Origin of the sequence: Paracoccus sp. SM22M-07, assembly GCF_001887735.1 — a bacterium.
In the GTDB taxonomy this organism is placed as follows: Bacteria; Pseudomonadota; Alphaproteobacteria; order Rhodobacterales; family Rhodobacteraceae; genus Paracoccus.
On sequence record NZ_JPKW01000012.1, the window covers coordinates 49,115 to 73,359 of the forward strand.

The 24,245-nt window shown below is 64.0% G+C and carries 26 protein-coding genes and 3 pseudogenes; 12 read left to right on the plus strand and 17 right to left on the minus strand.

Going from position 1 to position 24,245, the window contains the following annotated elements; genetic code table 11:
* The first annotated feature begins 220 nt into the window (after positions 1-220).
* Positions 221-1,000: a phosphatase PAP2 family protein gene (locus IE00_RS20820; RefSeq protein WP_072298136.1), complete on the plus strand. Its 780-nt coding sequence runs from the start codon at positions 221-223 to the stop codon at positions 998-1,000.
* A gap of 211 nt (positions 1,001-1,211) precedes the next feature.
* Positions 1,212-1,427 (plus strand): annotated as a pseudogene (locus tag IE00_RS20930) (IS110 family transposase); the annotation flags it as partial.
* A gap of 730 nt (positions 1,428-2,157) precedes the next feature.
* On the opposite strand, the gene minE reads toward IE00_RS20930, so the two are convergent.
* From minE to IE00_RS15730, 9 genes and pseudogenes are all read right to left on the minus strand, one after another.
* A complete protein-coding gene (gene minE / locus IE00_RS15685; RefSeq protein ID WP_170864177.1) occupies positions 2,158-2,436 on the minus strand; it encodes a cell division topological specificity factor MinE in 279 nt (92 codons plus the stop codon).
* Positions 2,433-3,281 carry a septum site-determining protein MinD gene (gene minD / locus IE00_RS15690; protein WP_072298138.1) on the minus strand — a complete coding sequence of 283 codons (849 nt, stop codon included), beginning with the start codon at positions 3,279-3,281 and terminating at the stop codon, positions 2,433-2,435. Before minD ends, minE begins: the two co-directional genes overlap by 4 nt.
* On the minus strand, positions 3,278-3,985 hold the full coding sequence (gene minC, locus IE00_RS15695) for a septum site-determining protein MinC (RefSeq protein WP_072298139.1): 708 nt from the start codon (positions 3,983-3,985) through the stop codon (positions 3,278-3,280). Before minC ends, minD begins: the two co-directional genes overlap by 4 nt.
* 424 nt (positions 3,986-4,409) lie before the next feature.
* Positions 4,410-4,628, minus strand: a pseudogene (locus tag IE00_RS15700) (transposase); the annotation flags it as partial.
* Between the two features lie 100 nt (positions 4,629-4,728).
* Positions 4,729-6,005, minus strand: a pseudogene (locus tag IE00_RS15705) (DDE-type integrase/transposase/recombinase).
* A 595-nt stretch (positions 6,006-6,600) separates the two neighbouring features.
* Positions 6,601-8,349 (minus strand): SulP family inorganic anion transporter, encoded by a 1,749-nt coding sequence (locus tag IE00_RS15715; RefSeq protein ID WP_072298141.1) that lies wholly within the window; start codon positions 8,347-8,349, stop codon positions 6,601-6,603.
* Between the two features lie 11 nt (positions 8,350-8,360).
* Positions 8,361-9,278, minus strand: coding sequence for an MBL fold metallo-hydrolase (locus IE00_RS15720; protein WP_072298142.1), 918 nt, complete (start codon positions 9,276-9,278; stop codon positions 8,361-8,363).
* Positions 9,275-9,715 carry a DUF6691 family protein gene (locus IE00_RS15725; RefSeq protein WP_072298143.1) on the minus strand — a complete coding sequence of 147 codons (441 nt, stop codon included), beginning with the start codon at positions 9,713-9,715 and terminating at the stop codon, positions 9,275-9,277. The genes IE00_RS15720 and IE00_RS15725 overlap by 4 nt, the downstream gene beginning before the upstream one ends.
* Positions 9,715-10,173 (minus strand): YeeE/YedE family protein, encoded by a 459-nt coding sequence (locus tag IE00_RS15730; RefSeq protein ID WP_072298144.1) that lies wholly within the window; start codon positions 10,171-10,173, stop codon positions 9,715-9,717. Before IE00_RS15730 ends, IE00_RS15725 begins: the two co-directional genes overlap by 1 nt.
* An 89-nt stretch (positions 10,174-10,262) precedes the next feature.
* Here IE00_RS15730 and IE00_RS15735 point away from each other — a divergent pair, with 89 nt between their 5' ends.
* Entirely contained in the window at positions 10,263-10,577 is a 315-nt protein-coding gene (locus tag IE00_RS15735) for a helix-turn-helix transcriptional regulator (RefSeq protein ID WP_072298145.1), read from the plus strand.
* A 12-nt stretch (positions 10,578-10,589) separates the two neighbouring features.
* Here the strand turns inward: IE00_RS15735 and IE00_RS15740 are convergent, their stop codons facing one another.
* The 8 genes from IE00_RS15740 to IE00_RS15775 form a co-directional block, all read right to left on the minus strand.
* Positions 10,590-12,467, minus strand: a complete 1,878-nt coding sequence (locus IE00_RS15740) for a bifunctional sugar phosphate isomerase/epimerase/4-hydroxyphenylpyruvate dioxygenase family protein (protein WP_072298146.1) — start codon at positions 12,465-12,467, stop codon at positions 10,590-10,592.
* Entirely contained in the window at positions 12,464-13,309 is an 846-nt protein-coding gene (locus IE00_RS15745) for a shikimate dehydrogenase (protein ID WP_072298147.1), read from the minus strand. Before IE00_RS15745 ends, IE00_RS15740 begins: the two co-directional genes overlap by 4 nt.
* Positions 13,302-14,831, minus strand: a complete 1,530-nt coding sequence (locus tag IE00_RS15750) for a tripartite tricarboxylate transporter permease (protein ID WP_072298148.1) — start codon at positions 14,829-14,831, stop codon at positions 13,302-13,304. The genes IE00_RS15745 and IE00_RS15750 overlap by 8 nt, the downstream gene beginning before the upstream one ends.
* Positions 14,832-14,838: 7 nt before the next feature.
* Positions 14,839-15,336 (minus strand): tripartite tricarboxylate transporter TctB family protein, encoded by a 498-nt coding sequence (locus IE00_RS15755; protein WP_072298149.1) that lies wholly within the window; start codon positions 15,334-15,336, stop codon positions 14,839-14,841.
* 95 nt (positions 15,337-15,431) lie between these two features.
* A complete protein-coding gene (locus IE00_RS15760) occupies positions 15,432-16,424 on the minus strand; it encodes a tripartite tricarboxylate transporter substrate binding protein (RefSeq protein WP_072298150.1) in 993 nt (330 codons plus the stop codon).
* Between the two features lie 106 nt (positions 16,425-16,530).
* Positions 16,531-17,457, minus strand: a complete 927-nt coding sequence (locus IE00_RS15765) for a LysR family transcriptional regulator (RefSeq protein ID WP_072298197.1) — start codon at positions 17,455-17,457, stop codon at positions 16,531-16,533.
* A gap of 108 nt (positions 17,458-17,565) precedes the next feature.
* Positions 17,566-18,405 (minus strand): DUF1206 domain-containing protein, encoded by an 840-nt coding sequence (locus IE00_RS15770; protein ID WP_083554469.1) that lies wholly within the window; start codon positions 18,403-18,405, stop codon positions 17,566-17,568.
* A gap of 182 nt (positions 18,406-18,587) precedes the next feature.
* Positions 18,588-18,995 carry a hypothetical protein gene (locus tag IE00_RS15775; protein ID WP_240493936.1) on the minus strand — a complete coding sequence of 136 codons (408 nt, stop codon included), beginning with the start codon at positions 18,993-18,995 and terminating at the stop codon, positions 18,588-18,590.
* A 133-nt stretch (positions 18,996-19,128) separates the two neighbouring features.
* Between IE00_RS15775 and IE00_RS20220 the strand changes: the two genes are divergently transcribed.
* The 9 genes from IE00_RS20220 (at position 19,129) to IE00_RS20405 (ending at position 24,245) form a co-directional block, all read left to right on the plus strand.
* Positions 19,129-19,290: a hypothetical protein gene (locus IE00_RS20220; RefSeq protein ID WP_170864178.1), complete on the plus strand. Its 162-nt coding sequence runs from the start codon at positions 19,129-19,131 to the stop codon at positions 19,288-19,290.
* Between the two features lie 235 nt (positions 19,291-19,525).
* Positions 19,526-19,906 carry an ATP-binding protein gene (locus tag IE00_RS15780; RefSeq protein ID WP_139291483.1) on the plus strand — a complete coding sequence of 127 codons (381 nt, stop codon included), beginning with the start codon at positions 19,526-19,528 and terminating at the stop codon, positions 19,904-19,906.
* Positions 19,907-19,972: 66 nt separating this feature from the next.
* A complete protein-coding gene (locus tag IE00_RS15785; RefSeq protein WP_083554463.1) occupies positions 19,973-20,506 on the plus strand; it encodes a murein L,D-transpeptidase family protein in 534 nt (177 codons plus the stop codon).
* 91 nt (positions 20,507-20,597) lie between these two features.
* Entirely contained in the window at positions 20,598-20,972 is a 375-nt protein-coding gene (locus tag IE00_RS15790) for a hypothetical protein (RefSeq protein ID WP_139291484.1), read from the plus strand.
* 136 nt (positions 20,973-21,108) lie between these two features.
* Positions 21,109-21,576, plus strand: a complete 468-nt coding sequence (locus tag IE00_RS15795) for a DUF305 domain-containing protein (RefSeq protein ID WP_072298154.1) — start codon at positions 21,109-21,111, stop codon at positions 21,574-21,576.
* A 161-nt stretch (positions 21,577-21,737) separates the two neighbouring features.
* Entirely contained in the window at positions 21,738-22,166 is a 429-nt protein-coding gene (cueR, locus tag IE00_RS15800; protein WP_072298155.1) for a Cu(I)-responsive transcriptional regulator, read from the plus strand.
* Positions 22,163-22,924 carry a MauE/DoxX family redox-associated membrane protein gene (locus tag IE00_RS15805; RefSeq protein WP_072298156.1) on the plus strand — a complete coding sequence of 254 codons (762 nt, stop codon included), beginning with the start codon at positions 22,163-22,165 and terminating at the stop codon, positions 22,922-22,924. The genes cueR and IE00_RS15805 overlap by 4 nt, the downstream gene beginning before the upstream one ends.
* A 52-nt stretch (positions 22,925-22,976) precedes the next feature.
* The gene (locus tag IE00_RS15810; protein WP_072298157.1) at positions 22,977-23,462 is read left to right on the plus strand and encodes a DUF305 domain-containing protein; all 486 of its coding nucleotides are present in this window, start codon (positions 22,977-22,979) and stop codon (positions 23,460-23,462) included.
* A 150-nt stretch (positions 23,463-23,612) separates the two neighbouring features.
* A complete protein-coding gene (locus IE00_RS20405; protein WP_205949692.1) occupies positions 23,613-24,245 on the plus strand; it encodes a hypothetical protein in 633 nt (210 codons plus the stop codon).

The following is a 24,245-nucleotide window of genomic DNA, read 5'->3' on the forward strand; positions in this document are numbered from 1 at the left end:
CCGCGACCGTGTTTTGCAACCGGCACGATGGTTCGTCTTTCTCGGCAAAGCTTAGATGTTTGACCCCATCACTTGATGGACCGACGTATTCCGGATGGTTCGATCCATCCCGCCCTCCAACTACAGTTCGCCAGCCTGCAGGAACACCGGACGATGCAGGCTCGGAAACCGGTGGCTCTTGGCGCTTGCCGGAAGGATGCGCCGCAGGTACGCAGGCTCAATGAAACAATCCGCGCTTCTTCTGACGACCACCCGCCGCGCCTTCCGATTGCTGCGATCGGCAATCGAGTCCCTCATTCTTCTGGCCGTCTTTCTGGCGTCGATGGCGGCCTGGGGTTTTGTCGAGTTGGCCAAGGAGGTGACGCGGGGATCGACCGAGGCCTTTGATACCGCCGTCATGCTGATGATGCGCAACCCCGCTGATGTCTCGGATCCGCTTGGACCGAAATGGCTCGAGGAGATGGGGCGGGACTTTACGGCGCTTGGCGGGGTCGGGGTCCTGGTGCTGCTGACCGTTTTTGCCGGTTGCTTCATGTGGCTGAGGGGGCTCTACCGCACGGCGCTGTTCCTTGGCGTCGCCATAGGCGGGGGTCTGGTCGCCAGCACGGCTTTCAAGAATGTCTTCGATCGTCCGCGCCCCGAACTGGTCCCGCATGGTTCCATCGTCTATTCGGCCAGCTTCCCAAGCGGCCATTCGATGATGGCGGCCATTACCTATTTCACCCTCGCCGTGCTGCTGGCCCGAACCCAGACCAGCCCCAGGATCAGGACATTCTTCATCATTGCAGCCACGCTGATCGTGTTCGGCGTCGGGGTCAGCCGGGTCTATCTGGGGGTTCACTGGCCAACGGATGTGCTTGCAGGGTGGACCGCAGGCGCGGCCTGGGCGTTTGGCTGCCTGGCGGTGGCACATTGGATGGGACGGAATCGCACGATCGAGCCCGACCTGAAGAACAGCGTCGCGCCGCCGGAAGACCAAAACCCGGAGAGCGACCCCTAGGTGTTTCATCCAACGGTTTGATGGTGCGATCCTCTCCAAGGAATGGAAAGAAGCATTATGGGGCAGAATCGTCGCGGAAGCGCCAGGACCACGCACGCTGTCAGGACTAATGATTAGGGTCGGCCTGTCATTGCTGGTGTAGATGGCCCGCCAACGGCATCGCGTTGTGCCAAGGTGGGTCTGAGAAGGACGCACCTGAGGGGAACCATCCATGGACAAGCCGATCACCATCGGACTCGATCTGCCCAAGAACGTCTTCCAGGTTGACGGAGGGTACACGGAAGGTTCGATTCTGTGCCGGCGGAGATCGCAGATGTTGGCGTTCTCCTCGAGACTGGAGCCCTGTCTCGTCGTCATCGAAGCCTGCGCGGGCGCTCATGATTGGGCGCGGAAACTGACGGCGGTCGGGCATGTGGTGCGGCTTATAGGGGGCGACAAAATGTAATTGTTCCAGGAACTCCCAAGCTGTCTTGAGGCCTGTTTTGTCGACCAACTGCGTAGCTGCGTACTTTCTGGTCAGATCAATGCCGGCGAAGAGATAGAACTTGCCTGCGGCCGTCTGAACCTCGGCGATAGCGATGTGGAAGAACCTGATCGGGTAGCGCTTGAACTGCCGCCGCGATGGCTGTTCCCGTTGATGTCCGGCAGGCGCGAGATGCCATATCATTGCAAACACCGATGCGGCGCCGACCGAGTCAGGTGCAGGATTGAGGGTTGAAAAGCATAGGCGACAAGCATTCATCGGCAGCAACGAGTGACGTCGGAACGCAGCAATCACAGCTTCCTCGGCCTCGGTCAGAATGGTTAAGCGCGGCTCGTTCGGCCCGGTTTTGCGGTCGTCGACCGGCTGCCCCTTCGCGACTGTCTTGGGGTTAATTTCCAGCTATTCGCTCAGCGGCGCGGGCGAAGCTTGCGATCGCTGTATTGCTCCTCTGACAGCGTGCGTGGTCGTGGCGCTCCTTTGGCGAACTTGTCCCATAACGCTTCCTTCCAAGCTTGAGAAAGGATCACACCATCAAACTGTGGGATCAAACACCCAGAGCCTGATGTGGATCCTTCTTGTCAACACGGCCCAAGACGCAACTCTTGGATCAAAAGGCGACCCAATGTGCTGAGGCACAGCCGGAACAAACTGCCATCGCAGCTTGCGTAGCGCTTCAACCATCCTTCGATTTGGCGATCTTGGGCAGCTCGATATTGATTTCCAAGCTGGACATCTGATCACCACGCTCCATGCGGACGTCGACATCCGTCTCTCCGATCGGCACGTATTTCCTGATCGCTGCGACGATGTCGCGCTGCAGCATCGGAAGGTAATCGACCTCGGCCATGCCGCTGCTGCTGCGTTCATGCGCCAACAGAATCTGCAGACGGTCTTTGGCCGTCTGCGCGCTTTTGGGCTGCTGCTTTTTGCGGGCGAAACTGAACAGGCTCATGATGCACGTCCAAACAGTCGCTTGAACAGACCGGCGCGACGCTCTCCCTGAATGCGCATCTCTACCTGTTTTCCGGTCAGGCGCAACACCGCATCCTCATAGGCTTGGGCCGCAGCCGACGGACCGTCCAGCACGACCGGCGTGCCGACATTCGAGGCCTTCAGGATCGCCTTGCTTTCCGGAACAACGCCCAGCAGCGGCACTGCCAGAATTTCCAGAACGTCCTCGATCGTCATCATCTCGCCGTTGTCGACGCGCGTCTCGTCATAGCGCGTGATCAGAACCTGCGCCTTGATGGGATCGGAGCCTTCGGTTTCGGCCCGTTTGGTCTGGCTGCTCAGCAAGCCCAGCACGCGGTCGCTGTCGCGCACCGAGGACACTTCGGGGTTGGTGACGACCACGGCCTCATCGGCGAAATGCATGGCCATCTGCGCGCCATGTTCGATGCCGGCGGGGCTGTCGCAGATGATATAGTCGAAATCGGACCGCAGCTCGGTCAGCACCTTTTCGACGCCCTCCTTGGTCAGCGCATCCTTGTCACGGGTCTGCGAGGTCGGAAGGATGAACAGGGTATCCAGGCGCTTGTCCTTGATCAGCGCCTGCTTGAGCTTCGCATCACCCTGAATGACGTTGATGAAGTCGAAAACCACGCGGCGCTCGCAGCCCATGGTCATATCCAAGTTGCGAAGCCCCACGTCGAAATCGATCACGACCGTCTTGAAGCCCTGCTTGGCAAGCCCTGCCGAAATCGCCGCGGAGGAGGTCGTCTTTCCAACGCCACCCTTCCCCGAGGTAATCACGATCACCCGACCAAGTGGCGGGTTGCTCTTCGGTTCTGTCGTCATGCGATCACCTCCATGCGAAGTTTTTCATCCTCGAGATAAATATGCGTGCAGCCTTGGCCTAGGGCAGCGTCAAGCGTCTCGCTTGTCTGGTAGAGCCCGGCAATCGCGACCAGTTCGGCATTCAGGCTCTGGCAGAAAATATGCGCGGTTTCATCGCCATGGCAGCCCGCCATGGCGCGACCGCGCAGGGGACCGTAGACATGGATGTTTCCTGCCGCGATCAGTTCCGCCCCGGAAGCGACCGAGCCGATCACCGTCAGGTCACCATGTTCCGCCACGATCATCTGGCCCGAACGAACCGTGGACCTGATCACCTTGTTTTCTGTTTTTCGCGGAGCGGCAGCTGCAGTCACGGGGCCTGTGTCGCGCGGCAATGGCGCATCGCGCCCCGTCGTCACGTTGATCAGACCCAGTGTCTGCAGCGTCGCCGCGTCAAGTCCGTTTACGTTTTGGACACCGAAGACACGCAGTTCGCGTCGGCGCAAACTGTCCACCAGATCACGAATGGCGTCTGCATCGCGAAAGCCTTCGGAATTTCCCAGATCCAGCACCATGGGCGCACCCATGAAGAATTGAGGCGTTTTCAGCAGCTGTTCGTCGATCTGCCCATAGAACTGTTCGCCCACGCTTTCGCAGTCGATGCGCAGGACCAATGCCGTCAAAAAGCGGCCGCGCACCTGGAAAGCGGCGACGCTGGCCGGCATCGGATTATGCGCGGACCGTGGGTATCGACCTGACACGGCGAACTCTGCTCCTGTTTGGTGGGCGGATTGCGACCAGAGGGTGCACCGCTCTTGTTCCATGTCCTTTTTCACGATCTTCGGTCGGGCGAAAGAGCGGTTTGCATCCTCAGCAGGAACTTGCCTTCTCAGATCACGGATGATCCTTAAACAACTTTGGCACCAAAACAGGGCATGAAGATTTCTCCCGTCCGAAAGATGGTATGATGAAGATCGAAATCAGCGTTCGTTGTTGAATTAATGCAAAAGATCCACAGGGCGGTCCGATGTTGATTGAGCCTGGTCTCCTCGATGGAGACCGGTTTGGCACGGACCCTGCTTGAACTGGCCCCGCTTTGACCGAACACTTGGGTACAGCTCCGATGTCGAGGGCCAGCCTCATTGCTCTTCATAACCAGAAGGTGACAGCGGCAGCCAAGGCGATGGCTGACAGACAGACCTTCGAGCATCTGTCGTGGCGTGTGGCGATTCGGTTCCAGTCCTTGATCTTGCCGAAGATGATCTCGATGCGGTTGCGCCGTTTGTCGTATTCGACCCGAGTCTTTCGTTTATTTTGGCCTAGGATGCAGGCACGTATCCCCTTGACCTGCAACGCTTCTGTGAACTGACCTGCCCCCCATTGGTCCCTCGTTCATAACGAGAGTCTGCCGGTTTGATGCTCTGCTCCCCAACCTTGGACCGCCGGATGCTGGAGTTTTCCGGCTCGGTCATGGAGACGGGCTGGCTGCGTCGCCGGGGTAATGCAGGGCGATCGGGACGTTATATCCGATCGCACTATAAGGTCGGTCCTCGTTGTAGTGCCTACGCCAAGTCTTCAGTTTTTCCTGTGCGTCCGCAAGGCTCATGAAGTTGCCATTGGTGCGCCACTGGTCCGAGCAGCAATGGCGACGCGCCTTCAGGCATTCCGACCTGAGCTTGATGTTGAACGTGAGGAGGATCAGAAAACAGTCTGGGGGACTGTTTTCCCGACGCAAGATGAAACCGTTGTCTGTTGGCTTGCCCGGGCGTGAGTAGTCCAGGGTGATGTGGTTGGCGTAGGCCCACAGATCGAGGTCGCCCGAGATGAACTCGCTGCCATTGTCGACCCGGATCGTCTTGGGATAGCCGACTTGGGCTCAGACCCGTTCCAGTGTCCCGAGCACATCCTCACCGCGGTAAGCGAAGCGCGGCTCAGCTGCTGGACAAAAGCGGGAATGCGTGTCGACGATCGTCAGGATCCGCAGTTTGTTACCCAAGGCCAACTGGTCATGAACAAAATCCATGGCCCAGACATCGTTCGGCCCGACAGCCTCCTGGCGATCGTCTCGCAGCTTGGCTTTCACCCGCCGTTTCGGATGCTTGTTCCTGAGCTGCAGACGCAGCAAGACGTGGACACGCCGATATCCGTAGCGCACACGCGTTTCGCAGATCTCCCTGATCCGTCTCTCGACGGCTGCCTGGTCCGTGCGCCGGGACTTGTCGTGGAACGTAGAGGTGTCGAATTGCAGGGCCCCGTCGTCATGGCTGCTCGGACCGATGGCGCACCCATGACGACCCCTGCGTATCGACGCGCCCCAATCGATGCACATCCCGCGAACCAACTCGCGCATTCGACCAGGGTGAGCCAGCAGGTGCCACCGGTTCAAACCGGCTGGCGAACGCGCTTTCACCGGATGACGTCCGTTCGCGTGCTCACTCGGACCGGTGGCGTTCACACGTTCACCCTTTCCCGATCCAACGTCAGGTTGGCGACGATCTTTTTCAGGCGACCGTTCTCGTCCGCAAGCGCCTTCAGCCGGCGCATCTCGTCTGGCAGCAGGACGCCATACCGCGTGCGTCGGCTGAACAGTCCACTGGACTGTTCACCGATCCTCCTTACTCCAGTCGAAATAGGTCGCTTGGCTGATCCCCGCCTTGAGGCAGATCTCGGCCACCGGCGTGCCTTCCTCGCCTTGCTTCAGGATGAACGCCGGTCTCGCGCCTCCATGAGCTTCGATGCCTCCATCGTTCTCGGCTCCTCTCCCAGTCAGGGAAGGTTAACCGAAAACTCCAGTTTCAAACGGCCCAGTTCACAGGGGGCAGAGCATCAAACCGGCAGATTCTCGTTATGAACGAGGGACCAATGGGGGGCAGCTCATGCGGCATCTCACCGCGCAGACGTTGCGTTCAGATATGAAACAGACAACTGGCGGGAGACTACCCGCCGATGAATGCGTCATGGATGACCAAGTTCGACACAAATGTTTTTTGTCCGCTTCCAGATGCAGGACAATCCGAAACAGAGTACGGCAACGCCCACTCTCTCTCTCAGCCTGCCTAAAGGCGTTACGGGCTTCATCCGCCGAGAGGTCGCTCTCGTGTCGGTATGGATTCGAAACCTTAGGGGCGCCGATATTTTCCAGACTTGGAAGGGGCCGCCTGATACGGGCGTATTGATGCTGAAAACCGGCAATGGGATTGTGCGAGCGGCGAACCGGTATCGCCGCAATGGCCCGGGCTTTGCATTCAGATGGCGCTGATGGGAATGGTGGCCAGGTTCCGCCAAACGGTCAACGTCGAAACCAAGGCCTTGAGGCCGCCCGAAATGACGCCTGACCCCGTCATGACGCGTACGATATTCGTCCAAGTTCGGGGACAAGGTGCATAAGCGCCTGATAATGCGACAAGAACACCCCGCCTGTCAGGTGATGCATGAAGTCGCTGCGCTTCAGGCGGTCCATGACCGGGCCCTTGACCTCGGACAGGTGCAACTGAATGCCCGCATCATGCAGCCGGTGCATCATCAGCTCCAGGCTTTCGAGCGCGCTGGCATCGATGCTGTTGATGGCAGCGCAGTTCAGCACGACGTGGCGCAGGTCGGGCCGGTCGGCAACCTGTTGCTGGATGACGGTTTCGATGGCGCGGGCATTGGCGAAGAACAGGCTCTCGTCAATGCGCAGGCCCAAGACAGAAGGGGTGCAAAGGACATCGTGGCGGTTCACATTGCGGAAATGCTGGGTGCCCGGCACCAGGCCGATCACCGCGACATGCGGGCGCGAGGCTGCCCAGAGGTGCAGCAGCACCGAGACGGCGACGCCCGCCATGATCCCGGCCTCGACCCCCACGCCAAGCGTCACCAGCAGGGTCGCGGCCAGCGCCGCGAAATCGGCATGGGCGTATTTCCAGGTGCGGCGCAGCGCGCCGAAATCGGCCAGGCCCAGCACCGCGACGATGATGGTGGCGGCCAGAACCGCGATGGGCAGGTGATACAGAAGCGGCGTCAGAAAAACGGATGCCAGTGCGATGCCGATGGCCGTGAACGCCCCCGCGGCCGGAGTCTGGGCACCCGCATCGAAATTGACCACCGAGCGTGCGAAACCGCCCGTCACCGGATAGCCTGCGGTAAAGGCCGCGGCCAGGTTTGCCATGCCCAGCCCGATCAGCTCCTGGTCGGGGGTGATCGATTGGCGCCGCTTGGCCGCCAAGGTCTGCGCGACCGAGACCGACTCGACAAAGCCGATCAGCGCGATCAGCGTGGCGGCGGGCAAGAGCGTGGCCCACAGCGACAGGTTCATCGCAGGCAGCGACAGGGGCGGCAGGCCCCGTGGAATGTCGCCCACCACGGCCACACCTCGCGCGGCCAGATCCAGAACCATCACCGCGATGATCGAGGCGATCACCACCATCACCGGCCCGGTCCGCGACACCAGTGCCGCCGTGCCTTCCGGCACATTCAACGCCAGCAGGGTCGGTTTCAGCCAACGCCGCGACCACAAAAGAAATGCGGTCGCCGTCGCCCCGATGATCAGCGTCGGCAGGTGCGTCTGGCCAAGGTTCCCCAGCAGCGAGGGGATGATCTGGACCAGGGTATGGCCCTCGGCCTTGATGCCCAGGATGTGCTTCAACTGGCCCGACGCGATCAGCAAGCTGGAGGCGGTGATGAAGCCTGAAATCACCGGGTGCGACAGCAGGTTCGCCACAAAGCCAAGGCGAAAGATTCCCATGGCCAGCAGGATCAGCCCCGACAGCAGCGCCAGCGCCAGCGCCGCCGCCAGGTATTCGGGGCTGCCCGGCGTTGCGACGGCACTGGCCGCAGTTGCCGTCATCAGCGACACCACCGCCACCGGCCCCACCGACAGGGTGCGGCTGCTGCCGAACAGCGCATAGACCAGCAGCGGCAGGATCGAGGCATAAAGCCCGACGACCGGCGGCAGCCCCGCCAGCATGGCATAGGCCAGCGATTGCGGGATCAGCATGATCGTCACGATCACCGCCGCCATCCCGTCGCCCACCAGGGCCTGCCGGTCATAGCGGCGGCCCCAGTCCAGAATCGGCAGGAACCGGCGCAGGCCGCGGGCTTTCAGTGCCATGCGCCCTCTCCTCAGAAGCGGTTGACGGGGATCTTCAGATAGCTGTGGCCATCGGTCTCGGACGGGGGCAGGCGGCCGCCGCGCAGGTTGATCTGCAGTGCCGCCATGATCCGGTCGGGCAGGGGCAGTGTGGCGTCGCGTTCGTTGCGCCGCCTGATCCAGTCGTCGCGGTCGGTGCCGTCCTTGACATGGCGGTTTTCGGCGCGGTGCTGCGCCACGGTGGCCTCCCATTCGGGTTCGTCGCGGGTGTCGCTGCCGTAATCATGGCCCACGAACAGCCGCGTGTCACTGGGCAGGGCCAGGATCGCCTGGATCGAGTCCCACAGCTCTTCGGTGGTGCCGCCGGGGAAATCGGCGCGCGATGTGCCGACATCGGGTTGCATCAGCGTGTCATGGGTAAAGGCCGCATCCCCGCAGACATAGGTGATGGACCCAAGCGTGTGACCGGGCGACAGCATGACGCGCACCTCCAGATCGCCGATGCGGAAGGTCTCGCCATCGGCGAACAGGCGGTCGAAATCGCGCGGCGGATCGAAGGCATTGGGCAGGTGATAGAGATCGGCCCAGATGCGGGCGATGTCGGGGGCCTTTTCGCCGATGGCAGTCGGTGCCCCGGTGCGATCGCGCAGATGGGCCGAGGCCATGACGTGATCGGCATGGGGATGGGTGTCCAGGACCCATTCGACGCTCAGGCCGTGCTGGCCGACAAGGTCCAGCACCTGATCCATGCTGGTGGTCGAAAATCGGTAATTGCGCGGGTCCAGGTTCCAGACCACGTCGATCAGCGCCGCCTTGCGGGTTGAAGGATCGGCGCAGATATACTGGATGGACCCGGTATCGGGTTCATAGATGCCCCAGACATCGGGGCTGCCTTCGCCGCGGGACGGCGAATGACGAACGACCGGTTGCTTGAGTTTCGAACGGCTCATGCTGATGCTCCTTTCAGGTCGGTAATCCCGCGGGCCTTGATCCGGTCGCCGATCCACAGGCCGACCAGCATGGCCGGCACGAAGACCAGGGTGCCCGGTGCCAACAGGGGAAGTGCGGTGAAGGCGGGCCCGGGACAGAACCCGCCGATCCCCCAACCGATCCCGAACAGCGCCGATCCCGTCAGCAGGGGCCGGTCGATGCTGCGGTTCGCGGGAATGTCGAAGGACGCGTCCAGAACGGGCGCCGGGCGCCGCCATGCCAGGCGGTAACCCAGAAAGGTCGTGACGGTGGCCCCGCCCATGACGAAGGCCAGGCTGGGGTCCCAGCTGCCCGCAAGGTCCAGGAAGTTCAGCACCTTGGCCGGGTCGGACATGCCCGAGATCACCAGCCCCAGCCCGAAGACCAGACCAGAGAGAAAGCCCCACAGGATGCGCATCAGAGACCCCCCATCACGTGGCGGATGACGAAGACGGTGACGAAACCCGCCGCCATAAAGGTGGCGACCGCCGCCAGCGACCGCCCCGACAGCCGCGCCAGCCCGCAGACCCCGTGGCCCGAAGTGCAGCCCGACCCCAATGCGGTGCCGACGCCGACCAGCAGTCCCGCGATGCCCATGGCGGGCAGGTTCTGCGGGACGGTCTGAACCACGCTGCCGCCGAAGGCCAGGATGGCCAGCGGTGCCGCCAGCAGTCCCAGCAGAAAGGCCCATCGCCAATCCCTGTCACGGGCGGCACCCTGCAGCGGCACGATGCCGCCCAGGGCACCTTGTGAAATGCCCGCGATCCCGGCGATGCGACCGAACAAGGCCATCACCATCACCGCGCTGACGCCGATCAGGATGCCGCCGCCCAAGGATGCCCAAGGCGTGAATGCGGTCTGTGTCACGATCTGCATGGCCGTCCTCCATCATGGCGGCGCCACTTGTCCTGCGGCGCCCGATGCTGTATATATTAAGCAACACTAATTCAGTCAAGGCTAATATAATGGAACTGGACGATCAGGCCTCGCGGATCCTGCAACAGCGGGCCGATCACGTCGCAGGGCGGCTGGCACTGGTCGCCAATGCCAAGCGGCTGCTGATCCTGTGCGAACTGGCCAAGGGGGAACGGTCGGTGGGGACGCTGCAGCAGGCGGTGGGCCTGGGCCAATCGGCCCTGAGCCAGCACCTGGCCAAGCTGCGCGAGGCCGGAATGGTCGATACGCGGCGCGAAAGCCAGACGATCTATTACCGGATCAGCGATCCCGATCTGGAGGTGCTGATGGCGGCCCTCTATGAAGCCTTCTGCAAGGACAACTGAGGGCGCGCCGGCTCAGCGTTTGGGCATGCCCGACGGGCGCGCGGCGCGTTTCTGGGCGGCGATGCGGAAGGGCGCGTTCGGCGCGCCATAGCCCGCATACCCGCCCTGACGCTGGACGATTTCAAAGAAGAAGCCGTCGGTGCGGGGTTCGCTGTAAAGCTGGAAGAAGCGGCCATCCGCATCCTCGTCATACATGATGTTGGCGCGCTGCATCCGCGCGACCAGATCGTCTTCCAGGCCAAAACGGGCCTGGATGTCCTGATAGTAATTGGCCCCGATCCGGAGGGGCGCAAATCCCAGTTCCGCCAGGCGGTCTGCCGTGGCAAAGATGTCGTCGCTGGCGAAAGCCACGTGCTGGACCGAGGCGCCGAAGCTGTCCTCGATGAAGCGGCCCGCCAGGGTGTGGCGCGCCTCGGCGCCGTTCAGCGTCACGCGCAGGCCGCCCAGCTGCACCGCCTGGCTGCGGACCAGCCCGTCGGGGTCCACCACATCCACCATCGGCGCCTTCTGCCCGTCGAAGATCGAGGTATAGAACAGCGTCCAGCTGAGCATCTCGTCGTAGGCCATCGTCTGGCCCACATGGTCGATCCCGGTGATGCCCGCCCCGAGCGGCGCGGGGCCCGAGCGGAAATCGACCTGCCAGATGTCGGCCAGGTCCGATCCCTCGTCCAACAGCCGGATCACGCTGCCGCCGACGCCGCGGATGGCGGGAATGGCCAGCTGGCCCAAGGGCGCGTGCTGCCGATGGGGCTGCGCCAGCAACGCTGTGGCGCGGGAAAAAGCCGCGCGCGCATCCCCGACCAGCAGCGCGATTTCGGAAACGGTGGTGCCATGCGCCACATAGGAGCTGTGCGAAAAGCCCATCGGATCGGTGTTGACCAGCAGGTTCGTCTCGCCCTGACGCCACAGGGTGACCTGCTTGGACACATGCTGGCCGGATTTCGCAAAACCGGCACTGGCCAGCAGGGCCTCCAGCGCGGGGGCATCGGCTTCGCTGGTGGCGAATTCGATGAATTCGACCCGTTCGACGGGTTGGGGGGCGGCCAAATCGGGCAGGCCGGGAACGGACATGGTCGATGACCGCCGCACCGCATCCATGACCGCGATCAGGCTGCGATGCCCGTCCTGCGCCACCAGCCGGGGCAGCCCGGCGCGGAACTGGTCGTTGAAGATCTCCAGGCTCAGCGGGCCGGAATAGCCGGTCGCGGTGACCGCGCGCATGAAGCCTGCCACGTCCAGATCGCCCTCGCCGGGCATGTTGCGGAAATGGCGCGACCAGTACAGCAGGTCCATGTCGATCGCCGGCGCATCGGCCAGCTGGACGAAAAAGATCCTGTCGCCCGGAATCGCCCGGATCGAGGCCGGGTCGATCTTGCGCGCCAGCGTGTGGAAACTGTCCAGGATCAGGCCGACATTCGGGTGATCGGCGCGGCGCACCACCTCCCAGGCATCGCGGTGGTCGTTGACGAAACGGCCCCAGCACAGCGCCTCGAACCCCACGCGGACGCCGTGGCGGGCGGCCATGTCGCCAAGGTCGCGGAAATCCTGCGCCATGCGGTCGATGCCGCCGATGGCCGCCGGATGCACGGTCGAACAGACCAGCATCAGGTCGGTGCCCAGCTGGTTCATCAGCTCGAACTTGCGTTCGGCGCGGGCGAAGGCACGGCTGCGATGCGGTTCGGGCAGGCCTTCGAAGTCGCGGAAGGGCTGGAACAGCGTGATCTCCAGCCCGTGGTCGCGGACCATGCGCCCCACCTCGGCCGGAGTGAAATCCGAGGCCAGGAAATCCTGTTCGAAGATCTCGATCCCGTCGAAACCGGCGGCGGCGATGGCGGCCAGCTTGGTGGTCAGGCTGCCTGACAGGGATACGGTGGCGATCGAGGTCTTCATTCGGCGTCGCGCCCCGCTGCCAGATCCGCGCGTAGGCGGGCTTCGTCCAAGGGCAGGCCGGTGAACAGCGCCCAGGCATCGACGCCCTGTCCGACGAACAGCTCGTACCCCGAAATGATCTGCAGGCCCGCCGCCGCCGCATCGCTCAGGAATTGCGTCTGGACGGGCGTGTAGACCGCATCGAAGGCCCAGGCAGCACCCTGCATCAGGGGCGCCGGCAGCGGTGTCCCGTCGTAACCGACCATGCCGATGGGCGTGCCGTTGACCAGACCATCCGCGCCATCCGCCATCGCGGCCGCGTCCGTGCCGGTCAGGACCGTGACGCCGGGCTGTGCCTGGCGCAGGCTGCGGGCCAGGGCATCGGCGCGCGCCAGGTCGCGATCGGCCAGACGGATTTCCGTGGCCCCCAAGGCGATCAGGCCAAAGGCGATGGCCCGCCCCACGCCACCCGCGCCGATCATCAGCACCGGCCCCGGCGCCGCCGTGCCCCGCACCGAACGATAGGCCGCGACAAAGCCCGAATAGTCGGTGTTGAACCCGCGCGGACCATCCGCATCGAACAGCACCGTGTTCACCGCCCCCATGGCCCTGACCAGCGGATCGTCGATGCGCAGCTTTTCCGTCACCCGTTCCTTGTAGGGATAGGTGACGTTGATGCCGCGATATCCCGAGACGGCGCAGCGGGCGAAAAGCGCGTCGAAATCCAGCCCCTCCAGCGCGGGGATCAGGCTGTCATAGGTCACCGGGCAGCCGTTCTGCCGGCCCGCCAGCCGGTGCAGGCGCGGGGATTGCGACGCCGCGATGTTGTCGCCGATCAGGCCGAGGCGAAGGGGCTCAGTCATGGTCTTGTCTTTCTGCAACGGTTTGGCCGGTGGCCTTGCGGGCGCGCCAGCGCACCCACCAGGGCGTGTTGGTGACCAGGATCATCACGACCGCCAGGAACAGGCACAGCGACAGCGGGCTGGTGAAGATGCCCATCATCATGGCGCCGAAATCCTCGCGTTCGCTGATGATGGCGCGCCGCCAGTTGTCGTCCAGCAGCCGCGAGAGGATCACCCCCAGGATGATCGGCGCCAGCGGATAGCCATAAAGCCGCATGAAATAGCCCAGCACGCCAAAGCCCAGCATCCAATAGACATCGGTCAGGCTGTTGTTGATGGCGTAGGCGCCGACGATGGACAGGACCATGATCACGGGCAGCAGCACGGTGCGCGGCAGTTCGACGATCTTGACGAACAGCCGGATGCCGGTCAGCCCGAACAGCAGCATGAAGCAGTTGGCCAGCGCCAGCGATCCCACGATGAACCAGAACATGTCCGGCTGTTCGATCATCAGCATCGGGCCGGGGTTCAGGCCGTGGATGAACAGCGCGCCGATCATGATGGCGGTGACCGCGTCGCCGGGGATGCCAAGCGTCATCATGGGGATGAAGGCGCCGCCGACGGCCGCGTTGTTGGCGGTTTCGGGGGCGACCAGGCCTTCGACCGCGCCCTTGCCGAAGGGGGTCTCGGGGTTGCGGGTGACGCGCTTGGCGTGGTCATAGGCCATCAGCGCCGCGATGTCGCCGCCCGTGCCGGGCAGGGCGCCCACGATCGTGCCGATGGTCGATGTCTGCAGCCCAAGCGGCAGGTGCTTGCGCACCTTGGCCCAGCTGGGGATGATTCCTGCCACGCGCTGGCGCACGGCGGGGCTGTTGATGCTGTGCATCTGGATCAGGGCCTCGGACACGCCGAACAGGCCGATCATCACCGCCACGAAGGAAATCCCGCCGCGCAATTCGTCGATGCCGAAGACGAAGCGGTCCTGGATGGTCAGCGGGTCCATGCCCACCGCACCGATGGCGATGCCGAAGGCCCCCGCGAAGACGCCCTTGACCAGGCTGTCGCCCGACAGCGACCCGACCAGCAGGATGCCCATGACCGCCAGCAGCATGAAGTCGCGCGGCTGAAAGCCGATGGCGAAATCCGACAGCAGCGGCGCAAAGGCCCCAAGCGCGAAGATGCCGATGAAACCGCCGATGAAGGACACGACCGTGACGATGCCGATCGCCTCTCCGGCGCGGCCCTGCTGGGCCAGCGGAAAGCCGTCCAGCGCCGTGGCGATGGCCGAGGGCGCGCCGGGGATGTTCAGCAGGATCGCCGTCCGCGACCCGCCATAAACGCCCCCCATGTAGATGCCGATCATCAAGGCCAGCGCCGGATAGACCTCCCATGAGAAGGTGAACGAGATCAGGATCGACACGGCCATCGTCACCGACAGGCCGGGAATGGCACCGACATAGATGCCGGCAAAGGTGCCCGCACCGATCAGGAACAAGAGTTCCAGGTTCACAAGCGGCATCAGCAGGTTTGACAGGATATCCATGGCGCCCTCAGAACAGCGACGTGATGAAGGCGACGATGCGCCCTTCGGGAACGATCCCCTGCGGCATCAGCACCGCGAAGATCAGCCGGAAGATGGCCCAGATGACGATCACCGTGCCCAGGGCCACGGCCAGGCAGAAGCCCCAAGACCGCCGCGACAGGAACCGCACCATAATGAACAGGAACAGCGCCGAGGTGGGCAGGAACCCCAAAGGCCGCAACAGCAGCGCATAGCCCAGGATCAGCACGATCGGCACGACCACGACCGCCGGCAGGATGTCGCGACGCAGGCTCTGATCACCGCGGTCCTTGCGCATCGTGTCGCGCAGGATGAAGACCCCCGCGATGGCCATGATCGCCGTCGTGGCCATCGGGACGACGCCCGGAGCCGACAGGGCCTCGAACCCCGAGATCCCATAGGCGGAATAGAGCAGGAACAGGCTGGCAAGCAGGATCGCCACGTTGAAGATCAGCTCTCCGGGGCGGCGTTTCGGGGGCATGTCCATGGGGGGTCCTTCCTTGCGGTCACCGGGCGGCGCGGGCGACATCGGCGCAATGGGGGGCCGCCCCGGCATCACCGGGACGGCGCGACATGTCGGCGTCAGGGACGCGGGATGTCGAAATCTTCGGGAGAGTTCTTGGCGATCTCACTGTCCCACAGAATCCAGGCGGTCTGGCTTTGCCAGGTGTCCAGGAAGTTCTGCGCCTCGGTTCCGGTCAGCGACAGCATATGGAAGCCGCGGCCATCCATCATCGACAGGAAGTCGGGGTTCCGGGTCGCCTGACCATAGGCGTCGGTCAGCTTGGCCACCACGTCGTCGGGCGTGCCCGCCTTGACGAAGATGCCGAAGAAGGGGCCCCAAGGCAGGATCTCGGCGAATTCGGGATTGGTGTCGGTGATGGCCGGGGTGTCGGGCAGCTGCTCGACGCCTTCGGTGTCAAAGATCGCGATGGCCTTGAGGTTGCCCGCGCGCACCGGTTCCAGCGCGGCGCCCAGCACGGCGGGCATCACGTCGATGGCCCCGCCTTGCAGCGCGGTCAGCGCCGGGCCGTCGCCGTCATAGGGGACGGCCGTGACATCCAGCGGCGTCTTTTCGTTGATCATCGCGGTCACGACCGAAGGCAGGCCGCCCGGACCGGTCGACCCGAAACGGATCTCTCCGGGGTTCGCGGTGATGTATTCGACCATTTCGGGGAAAGTGTCGAAGGGGGCGTCGGGGCGGGCGACCAGAATGGGGATGCCGCGGGCGATGATGTTGATCGGGACGAAATCCGAATAATCCTTCTGGCCCAGCCCCATCACCTTGTACAGCAACGGGTTTTCCGCGCCGAACAGCAGCGTGTAGCCGTCGGCATCCGCACGTTCGGCCTGGTTCAGGCCGATGGCGCCCACGCCGCCCGTGACGTTCTGCAAGATGACCTTGGCGCCCAGGATGACCTCGGCATGGGGGGTGACGGACCGGCTGACCGTGTCGGTGGACCCGCCCGCACCCCATTGAATGATGCCCTGGATGTCGCGTTCGGGGTATTCGGCCAAGGCGGGTGCCGCCGCAAGGCCAAGCGCGACGATCGCGCCGCAAACGATGTTCCGCATGTAATCCTCCCTTGGATCGGCCCCGTCCTTTGGGGGCTTGTCACGGCAATATCGCAAAACCGTCTTTAACGGCAAATACTGATTTGGACGCTACCGTAACATGATGTTAATCCGGGGCGCGGTCCCATGTCTCTCGCGCCCGGGCCTTGGCCAATTCGCGGCGGAAGAGGTGGACCGTCTGTTCGGCAAAACTGGACAGCTGGCGCCCGCGTTTCTGCACCGACCAGGCGGTGATGACGGCAGGTTCCACCAAAGGGCGTCGCACCAGACCGGGCATATAGACCTCGGCCACCGAAAATTCGTCGATCACCGCCACCCCCAGGCCGTGGCGCACCAGGCTGACGATGGTCTGCGCGAAACGGCCCCGCATGGCATGGCGGGGGCTCAACCCCGCGTCCAGAAAGGGTCGTGCCAGCGTGCGCCCATAGGGATCGTCCGGGTCCACACCGATGAAGGGATAGCGGATCAGGTCGCGGATCGACACGGCGGATTTTTCCGCCAGTTCATGCCCTTCGGGCATGATGGCCACGATCCGCCCCTCGCAGATGGGGATGCTTTCGACCGCCGGATTGTCCAGGGGCGAGGACATGATCACGACCTCGCCCTGCTCCAGCAGCAGATAGTCCAGCGTTTCCTCGATCTTCAGGATGTCCAGGTCGATGTCCAGATCGGGAAAACGCTGCCGCAGGCCGGTGATCACCCGTGCTGCGATGAACTGCGCGATCGAGGGCGCCGAGGCGAAGGACAGCGTGAAATCGTGCCCCTTCTGCAACGCACCCACCGCCGCGTTCAGGTTGTCCATCCGGCGATGGACCTGTTCCAGCATGGCAAAGATGGAATGGGCTTCCTGCGCGGGGACGAAGACGCCGGCACGCCGTTCGAACAGACGAATGCCAAGCCCGTCCTCGGTATGCTTGATCAGCCGGCTGATGCCGGGGGCTGATACGTTCAGCAGGTTGGCCGCGCCCTGGATCGTGCCCGCGATCATCACGGCGCGCACCACTTCGACCTGGCGCAGGGTAAGTTCCTTCATGCCGGCGATGGTAGGCACGGCGCGGGGGTTTGCAAGACGCATCCTGCGCCCGCAGACGCAGCGCGATTGAGTGAACGGACGACCCCTTGGGACCGTCCGCCGAACCCGTCAGCGGGAATAGCTGTTCAGCTTGGACGCCAGGCTTTGAATGTCGGGCCCGGACACCTTCGGCACGATGCGGTAGGCCGCGTTGACAAAGCAGAAGACCGCGAAGCCGACCAATCCCAGGCAGATCCCGATCACCAGGATCTGGCCATAGACCTGGCCCGACAGCCAGGAAAAGGCCTCGCCCGTGCCGCCCGCCTGCTGGGGGTTGGCCCGCCATGCGGCGAACAGGAACAGCAGGCCGACGACGCCCACCACGATTCCATGCGCGATCAGGCCTGCCTTCAGGATCGGGTTCCAGCGGGTGGTGAACTGATTGGCCTGAAGTTGCTGGCGGTATTCGTTCGTCCATCCCTGCTTCATGTAATGGATGCCCGCGCCGATGATCAGCAGCGCCGCGATGCCGATGATCCAGCGCCCGCCGGGCCATTGCATCACCGCCCCGACATAACGGGGAATGCTGGACCCCTGACCCTGATCGCTGCCGCCGAACAGCAGCGAAAAGGCCAGAACGCCGATACCCATGTGGATGGCGCCGGTGACCAGCATCCCGATCCGGGCCACGATGCCCTTGGCCTTGCTGCCATAATCCTCCAGATCGAAGGCAGCGTCGATGACGCGCCACAGGGCATAGGCGAACATCCCCAACAGGATGACGAACAGGGTCACGCCCCCCCACAGGGTGTTTTCCAGCCAGCCCAAAGCGGATGAGGTATCCTGGGCCTGCCCACCCCGCCAGATCGAATAGAGCGAGATGCCCGCGACGGCCAGATAGACCAGCCCCTTGCCCGCATATCCCAACCGCATCAACGGAATGGCCCAGCCCAGCTTGTCTTTCGTCATCTTCTCCACGCGCTTGTCACCTCTCAGCCGGCCGCAGGGGGCCGAACGGTTTCCGGTCATGAAAAGCGCATCCCGACCACGCGGCCGGGACGTTCCGTTCACCATGCTGTGGGGCCAACGAACCGAGGCGACAGGGGTTCCGGGGGAACTGGCGGCATCCGTGGATGCGCCGCCCGGCCCGGTCAGTTCAGCAGAACGCGGGCCAGGTTGATGATCGTCAGGATCTGCTGCGTCTGCGCATCTACGCGGATCAGGCGGTCGCCGTCGCGGTAATAGCGCCAGTCGTCGCGGCGTTCGATGTCATAGCGGCTGTAATCGCGCACCAGCACGTAATCGCCCACGCGCAACCGGTCGCCGACATCGCGGCCATAGCGGATGTCGTTCTTGCGCGCTTGGCCCGGCGGCACGCAGGACGGCGACTTCTTGGCCAGACCCGGAGGACAGCCGCCATGCTGCTGGGCGGCATGCCCGTGATGGCCGCCATGTCCGTTGCCCTTGCCGGGATTTGCCATGGCCGGCAATGCGGTCAGCGACAGCCCCAGGGCCAGCGCCGCGGTCAGTGTCTTTTCATGAATGCGCAAGGCCGTCATCTCCTGTGCCGGGTCGTTCCATGTGACCTTCTAACAGACGGACGGGGCATTCGGCAGCATCCCGATGTCGTGACCGGCGGTTCCCCGCTTTTTGTGCGATGGGCCGCAGGATGGGGGATGATCAGGATAGCCGGTGCCCCATATCCCCGCCGCCCGCGACCAAGGAACCGGGGATACCGTGATCGCACCGATCCCGGGCGGGTGGGGGCTGATCTATGTCCTATGTCGCGGTGAGGCTGTTCTTGTGCAGCAGGGCTTTGAGCGTGCCATGTCGCTGACCCCCGAGGTGGCGTAGTGCCCCAATATCGCGGGGGTCTTCGCCTATGTGCTTGGGGTGACATGCGCGACCTGGGCCGATGACAGGCGGTTCCACACCGAGGCTGTGGAAGCCCGGTCCCCTTTCAGCGCCAGCACATCTTGAAACGTAATGGGATCGCCCAAGGATGACCGGGTCCGGAGGCGCTGCAGGTTTCCGCCCTCGGCGTCAGCGCAGGAAGTAATCAACCTGCGATCTGGTGCGGGTCCCGCGGATGGTCATCGCCGACAGCGGCCTCTCTGCGCGCTTTGACGATGCCGAAATGACCTCGGCCGCCGTGGCGGTGGACCCCGACGCGCTGGCGCTGATCCTGACCAATCTGCTGCGCAATGCCGCCGAACACGGCAACGGGGATCTGCGGGTGACCCTTGCGCCGGGGCCGACGGTCAGCGTGTCGAACGCCGTCCAGCCGGGCGCGGTCTTCCGTCACGGGACCTTCGAGAAATCGCCCGACTCGCATGGGGCGGGGCTGGGGCTGGCGATCGTCGCCCGGGTCGCCGAAACCCAAAGCATCACGCTGGACCACGTGATGACCCCGGACTGCGCCACCGTGACGCTGCGCTTTGCCGGTGATCCGTCGTTGGCATCACACTGACGCGGCGTCGAACCGGGGCGACGCTTGTGTTATGCTGCAGGCCGATGACCGGAAGGAGCTGCCCCGATGAGACATCTGTCCCGCCGCCATGCCTCGCTTGCCATGCTGGCGGCCCTGGCGGCCTGCGGATCGCAGGGGGCAGGGCGCGCGCCTGTCCCGAATTTCGTCCGGTATGACGGTCCCCCCGTGACGCGGGTCGTGGTGTGGAAGGGTCAGCGCCGGATGCAATTGCTGAACGGGCAGACGGTCCTGCGGTCCTATGGTTTCGGTCTTGGCAACCAACCGGTCGGTGCCAAGCGGTTCGAGGGCGACGGCAAGACCCCCGAGGGGCTGTACCATATCGACCGTTTCAATCCACGCAGCCGCTATCACCTGTCTGTCGGCATCTCTTATCCCAACGACCAGGACCGCGCCTATGCCGCGCAGTTCGGTCAAAGCGCCGGCAGCGACATCATGTTCCACGGTCGCGGGCCCGAGGGCAACGCCAAGGCGCCACGCAATCGCGACTGGACCGCCGGCTGCATTGCGCTGACCGACCCCGAGATCGAGGAGGTTTATGCCATGCTGCAACCGGGCGTTCCGGTCCTTCTGCTGGCATGACGACCGGAACCGCGCGCGCCGCCTGTCACGATCCTGCGCAGGGGTTCAGAAATGCGTTGATGCGATGCCCGCGGGATCATAGAAAAAATCCATGACCCCCGTGTTTCGCCAACTGGCCGCGTTTATCGTCGTGACGCTGATCGCGATGGGTCTCGGCATCTCTGCCGGAAACGCGGGCATGGATCTGGAATGCCAGATGGCGATGTCCTTGGCGCAGGCCGATCACCATGCGCACCCCGCTGCGGGTGACGGCGGGACCGGGGCGGGTCATGCCCATGACGCGGGCCTGTCCCCGCCGGGTCAGGGGGCGCATTGCCAGGCCCATCTGTGCCCCGCGACGGCGCTGGCCGTGTCAGTCGATGTGGCGCGAGCGCTGCTGATGGGCCGCCCGCTGGAGGCCGTCGATACCCTCACGCTGCCGGAGACGACCGTTTTGGACGGGTTGCACCGACCTCCGCGCGCCTGATCCCCAACCGCTGATGACCGCTGCCTTGGCCGGTGTTGGCCCCGATCCCCTGTTCGCAGGGGTGCAGGCCCGTGGGCAACGCCGACCCGGACCCCAGAATGCGAATGACCCGCAATGATTCAGATCGGAGATCACAATGACACTCTACAAGATACTTGTCGCAACCGCCCTTGTCGTGATTGGGCTGACCCCGCCCGCCTTGGCGCAAGACGGCGAATTCCGCATGCCCGAGGTCTGCACCGTTCCCGCGGCGCAAGACCGGATGCATGACGGCCACGACTCCGTGGCACCCATGGACCACACGGTCCATGCCACCGACGCCAGGGATGCGGATGCGGCGGGCATGCCAGAACATGTCCGCGACAACATGCGCCGCATGAACATCACCATGCCCGCCATGCAGCAGGGCATGATGCAACCGGATGCCGATGTCGCCTTTGCCTGCGGGATGATCGCCCATCACCAGGGGGCGATCGACATGGCCCAGGTCCTGATGGACCATGGCGACGACCCCGACATGATCGCCCTGGCCGGCAAGATCATCGCCGCGCAGACGGACGAGATCGAAGAGATGACGGCCTGGCTGGCAGAAAACGCCAATTGACCTGCCCTGCGGCTGCGCGACCGGGGTCGCGCGGCCCTTTCGCAGCCACCGGTGGCTGTCCCCTGTCCAACGGGGCTTTGCGAAATAATCCGGCCACCCGTCTTGACCTTCCCATCGTTGGAAGCCCCATATCGCAGGTCATGTCACGACGGAGCCTTGCCATGAACATCGGAGACGCCGCCGCCCGATCGGGCGTATCGGCCAAGATGATCCGCTATTACGAACGGATCGGGTTGATCCCTGCCGCCGCGCGGACGGCGTCGGGGTATCGCGACTATGCCGACCCCGACATCCACATGCTGCGTTTCATTGCCCGCGCGCGGGATCTTGGCTTTCCGATCGCCGAGATTTCGGCGCTGCTGGACCTGTGGCGCGACAAGGACAGGCGCAGCGCCGACGTCAAGGCGCTGGCGCAGGCGCGGGTCCGGGATCTGCGCCACAAGATCGCCCACCTGCAGGACATGGCCGACACGCTGGAGGATCTGGCGCAAGGCTGCGCGGGCAATGACCGCCCCGATTGCCCCATCCTTCACAGGCTGCAGACGCGTGACGATGCCGCCGCCCCGGCCCAGGAAAGGACCCCGTCATGACCAGCACGAACGCCAAGACCGCCACCCTGTACCGGATGGTGATGACCAAGCACATGTGCCCCTTTGGGCTGAAATCCCGCGATCTGCTGCGGCGCCAGGGCTATCGGATCGACGATCGCCACCTGACGTCCCGCGCCGAAGTTGATGCCTTCAAGGCCCAACACGACGTGCAGACCACGCCCCAGACCTTCATCGACGGCCAGCGGATCGGTGGCTATGACGACCTGCGCCGCCATTTCGGCAAGACCGTCCGCGACAAGTCCAGGAGCACCTATCGCCCGGTGATCGCCCTGTTCGCGATGGCCGCCGCGATGGCGCTGGCCACCAGCTGGGCCGCGCTTGGCCAGCTGGTCACGGTCGCCGCCGTGGAATGGTTCGTGGCCTTCGCGATGTGTTTGCTGGCCCTGCAAAAGTTGAAGGATGTGCAAAGTTTCGCCACGATGTTCCTGAACTATGACCTGCTGGCGCAGAAATGGGTGCGCTACGGCTATGTCTATCCCTTCGCCGAAGGGCTGGCCGGGGTGCTGATGGTGGCCGGTGCGCTGATGTGGTTGTCGATCCCCGTGGCGCTGTTCATCGGCACGATCGGGGCCGTGTCGGTCTTCAAGGCGGTCTATGTCGACAAGCGCGAACTGAAATGCGCCTGCGTCGGGGGCGACAGCAACGTGCCCCTGGGTTTCGTGTCCCTGACCGAGAACCTGATGATGATCGCCATGGCCGTCTGGATGCTGGTCAAGATCACCATGCTGGGCCACTGAGACGGGCCTGACGACATCTGACCGGAACCTGAACGGAAGAAGGAACGACCCCATGGGATATGGACGCTTTGTCGCGATGATCGCCACATCGACGGTGGTGATGTTCGGCCTGATGTATCTGAACACCTATTCGATCGATCACATCGAATTTTCACAGACCCGGATGTGGATGGCGATCTATATGGGGGCGGTGATGGCGGTGATCATGCTGGCCTTCATGCTGGGCATGTATTCCGACCGGCGCAAGAACATCGCCATCGTCCTGGGGGCCGGTCTGGCCTTCGCGCTGTCGCTGTGGCTGGTGCGGAGCCAGCAGACGGTCGGGGATCTGGCCTGGATGCGCGCCATGATCCCGCATCATTCCATCGCCATCATGACCAGTGAACGTGCCGACATATCGGACCCGCGGGTGCGCGCGCTGGCCGATGCCATCATCGAGGCGCAGCGAAACGAGATCGCCGAGATGCAGCGCTATATCGCCGACATCAAGGCGAATGGCGACGCCCCCGCCGGTACGCCGCGGGCCAAGGCGCCATAGATTGCCGGACCGGGACCTTTGAAGGCCCGGGTACTGGACCTTGGTCCGGTTCGCAGGCGGGCGGGATGTGATTTGATCGAAGGGTGCTCAATGGCCCTTGTGGCCCCGACCCGGAGAAATCAGATGCTCACGAAGATTCTTTTGCCCAGGATGCAGATGCGATCCCGGCTGGCAGTTCTGCTGCTGGCAAGCGCTGCGATCATTGCCCCCGTCATGGTGCGGGTCGATGCGCAACACGGCCTGCGCCTGCTGCCGGCGATGGCCCATGCCAAGGATGGCGACCGCGGCGGCGACGACCGCGGCGGCGACGACCGTGGTGGCGATGACCGCGGTGGCGATGACCGTGGCGGGCGCGGCGGTGATGACGACCGCGGCGGCGATGACCATGGTGGGCGCGGTGGTGATGACGACCAGGGTGATGACGACCATGGCGGCGACGATTACGGCAGTGACGACCATGGTGGTGATGACCATAGCGGCCGCGGCCGCGGCGGCGATGACGATCATGACGACGCCGATGATCGCGATGATGATGACCGCGGCGGCCGACGCGGCCGGGGGCGTGATGACAAGCCCTCGGGTCCGGTCGGTGGCGGCTATGCGGGCGCCCGGCCGACCGAGGTCGAGCGTTCCACCCGCGGGATCGAGGTGACTTATTCCGACGGCTGGCGCGAGGAACTGGAAAACGGCCGATACGAGCTGAAGGATGCCCAGGGCCGCACCGTGATCGAACGCAGCGCGACCCCGCAGGACCGGGCGCGGCTGGCCTCCTTCACCCGCTGA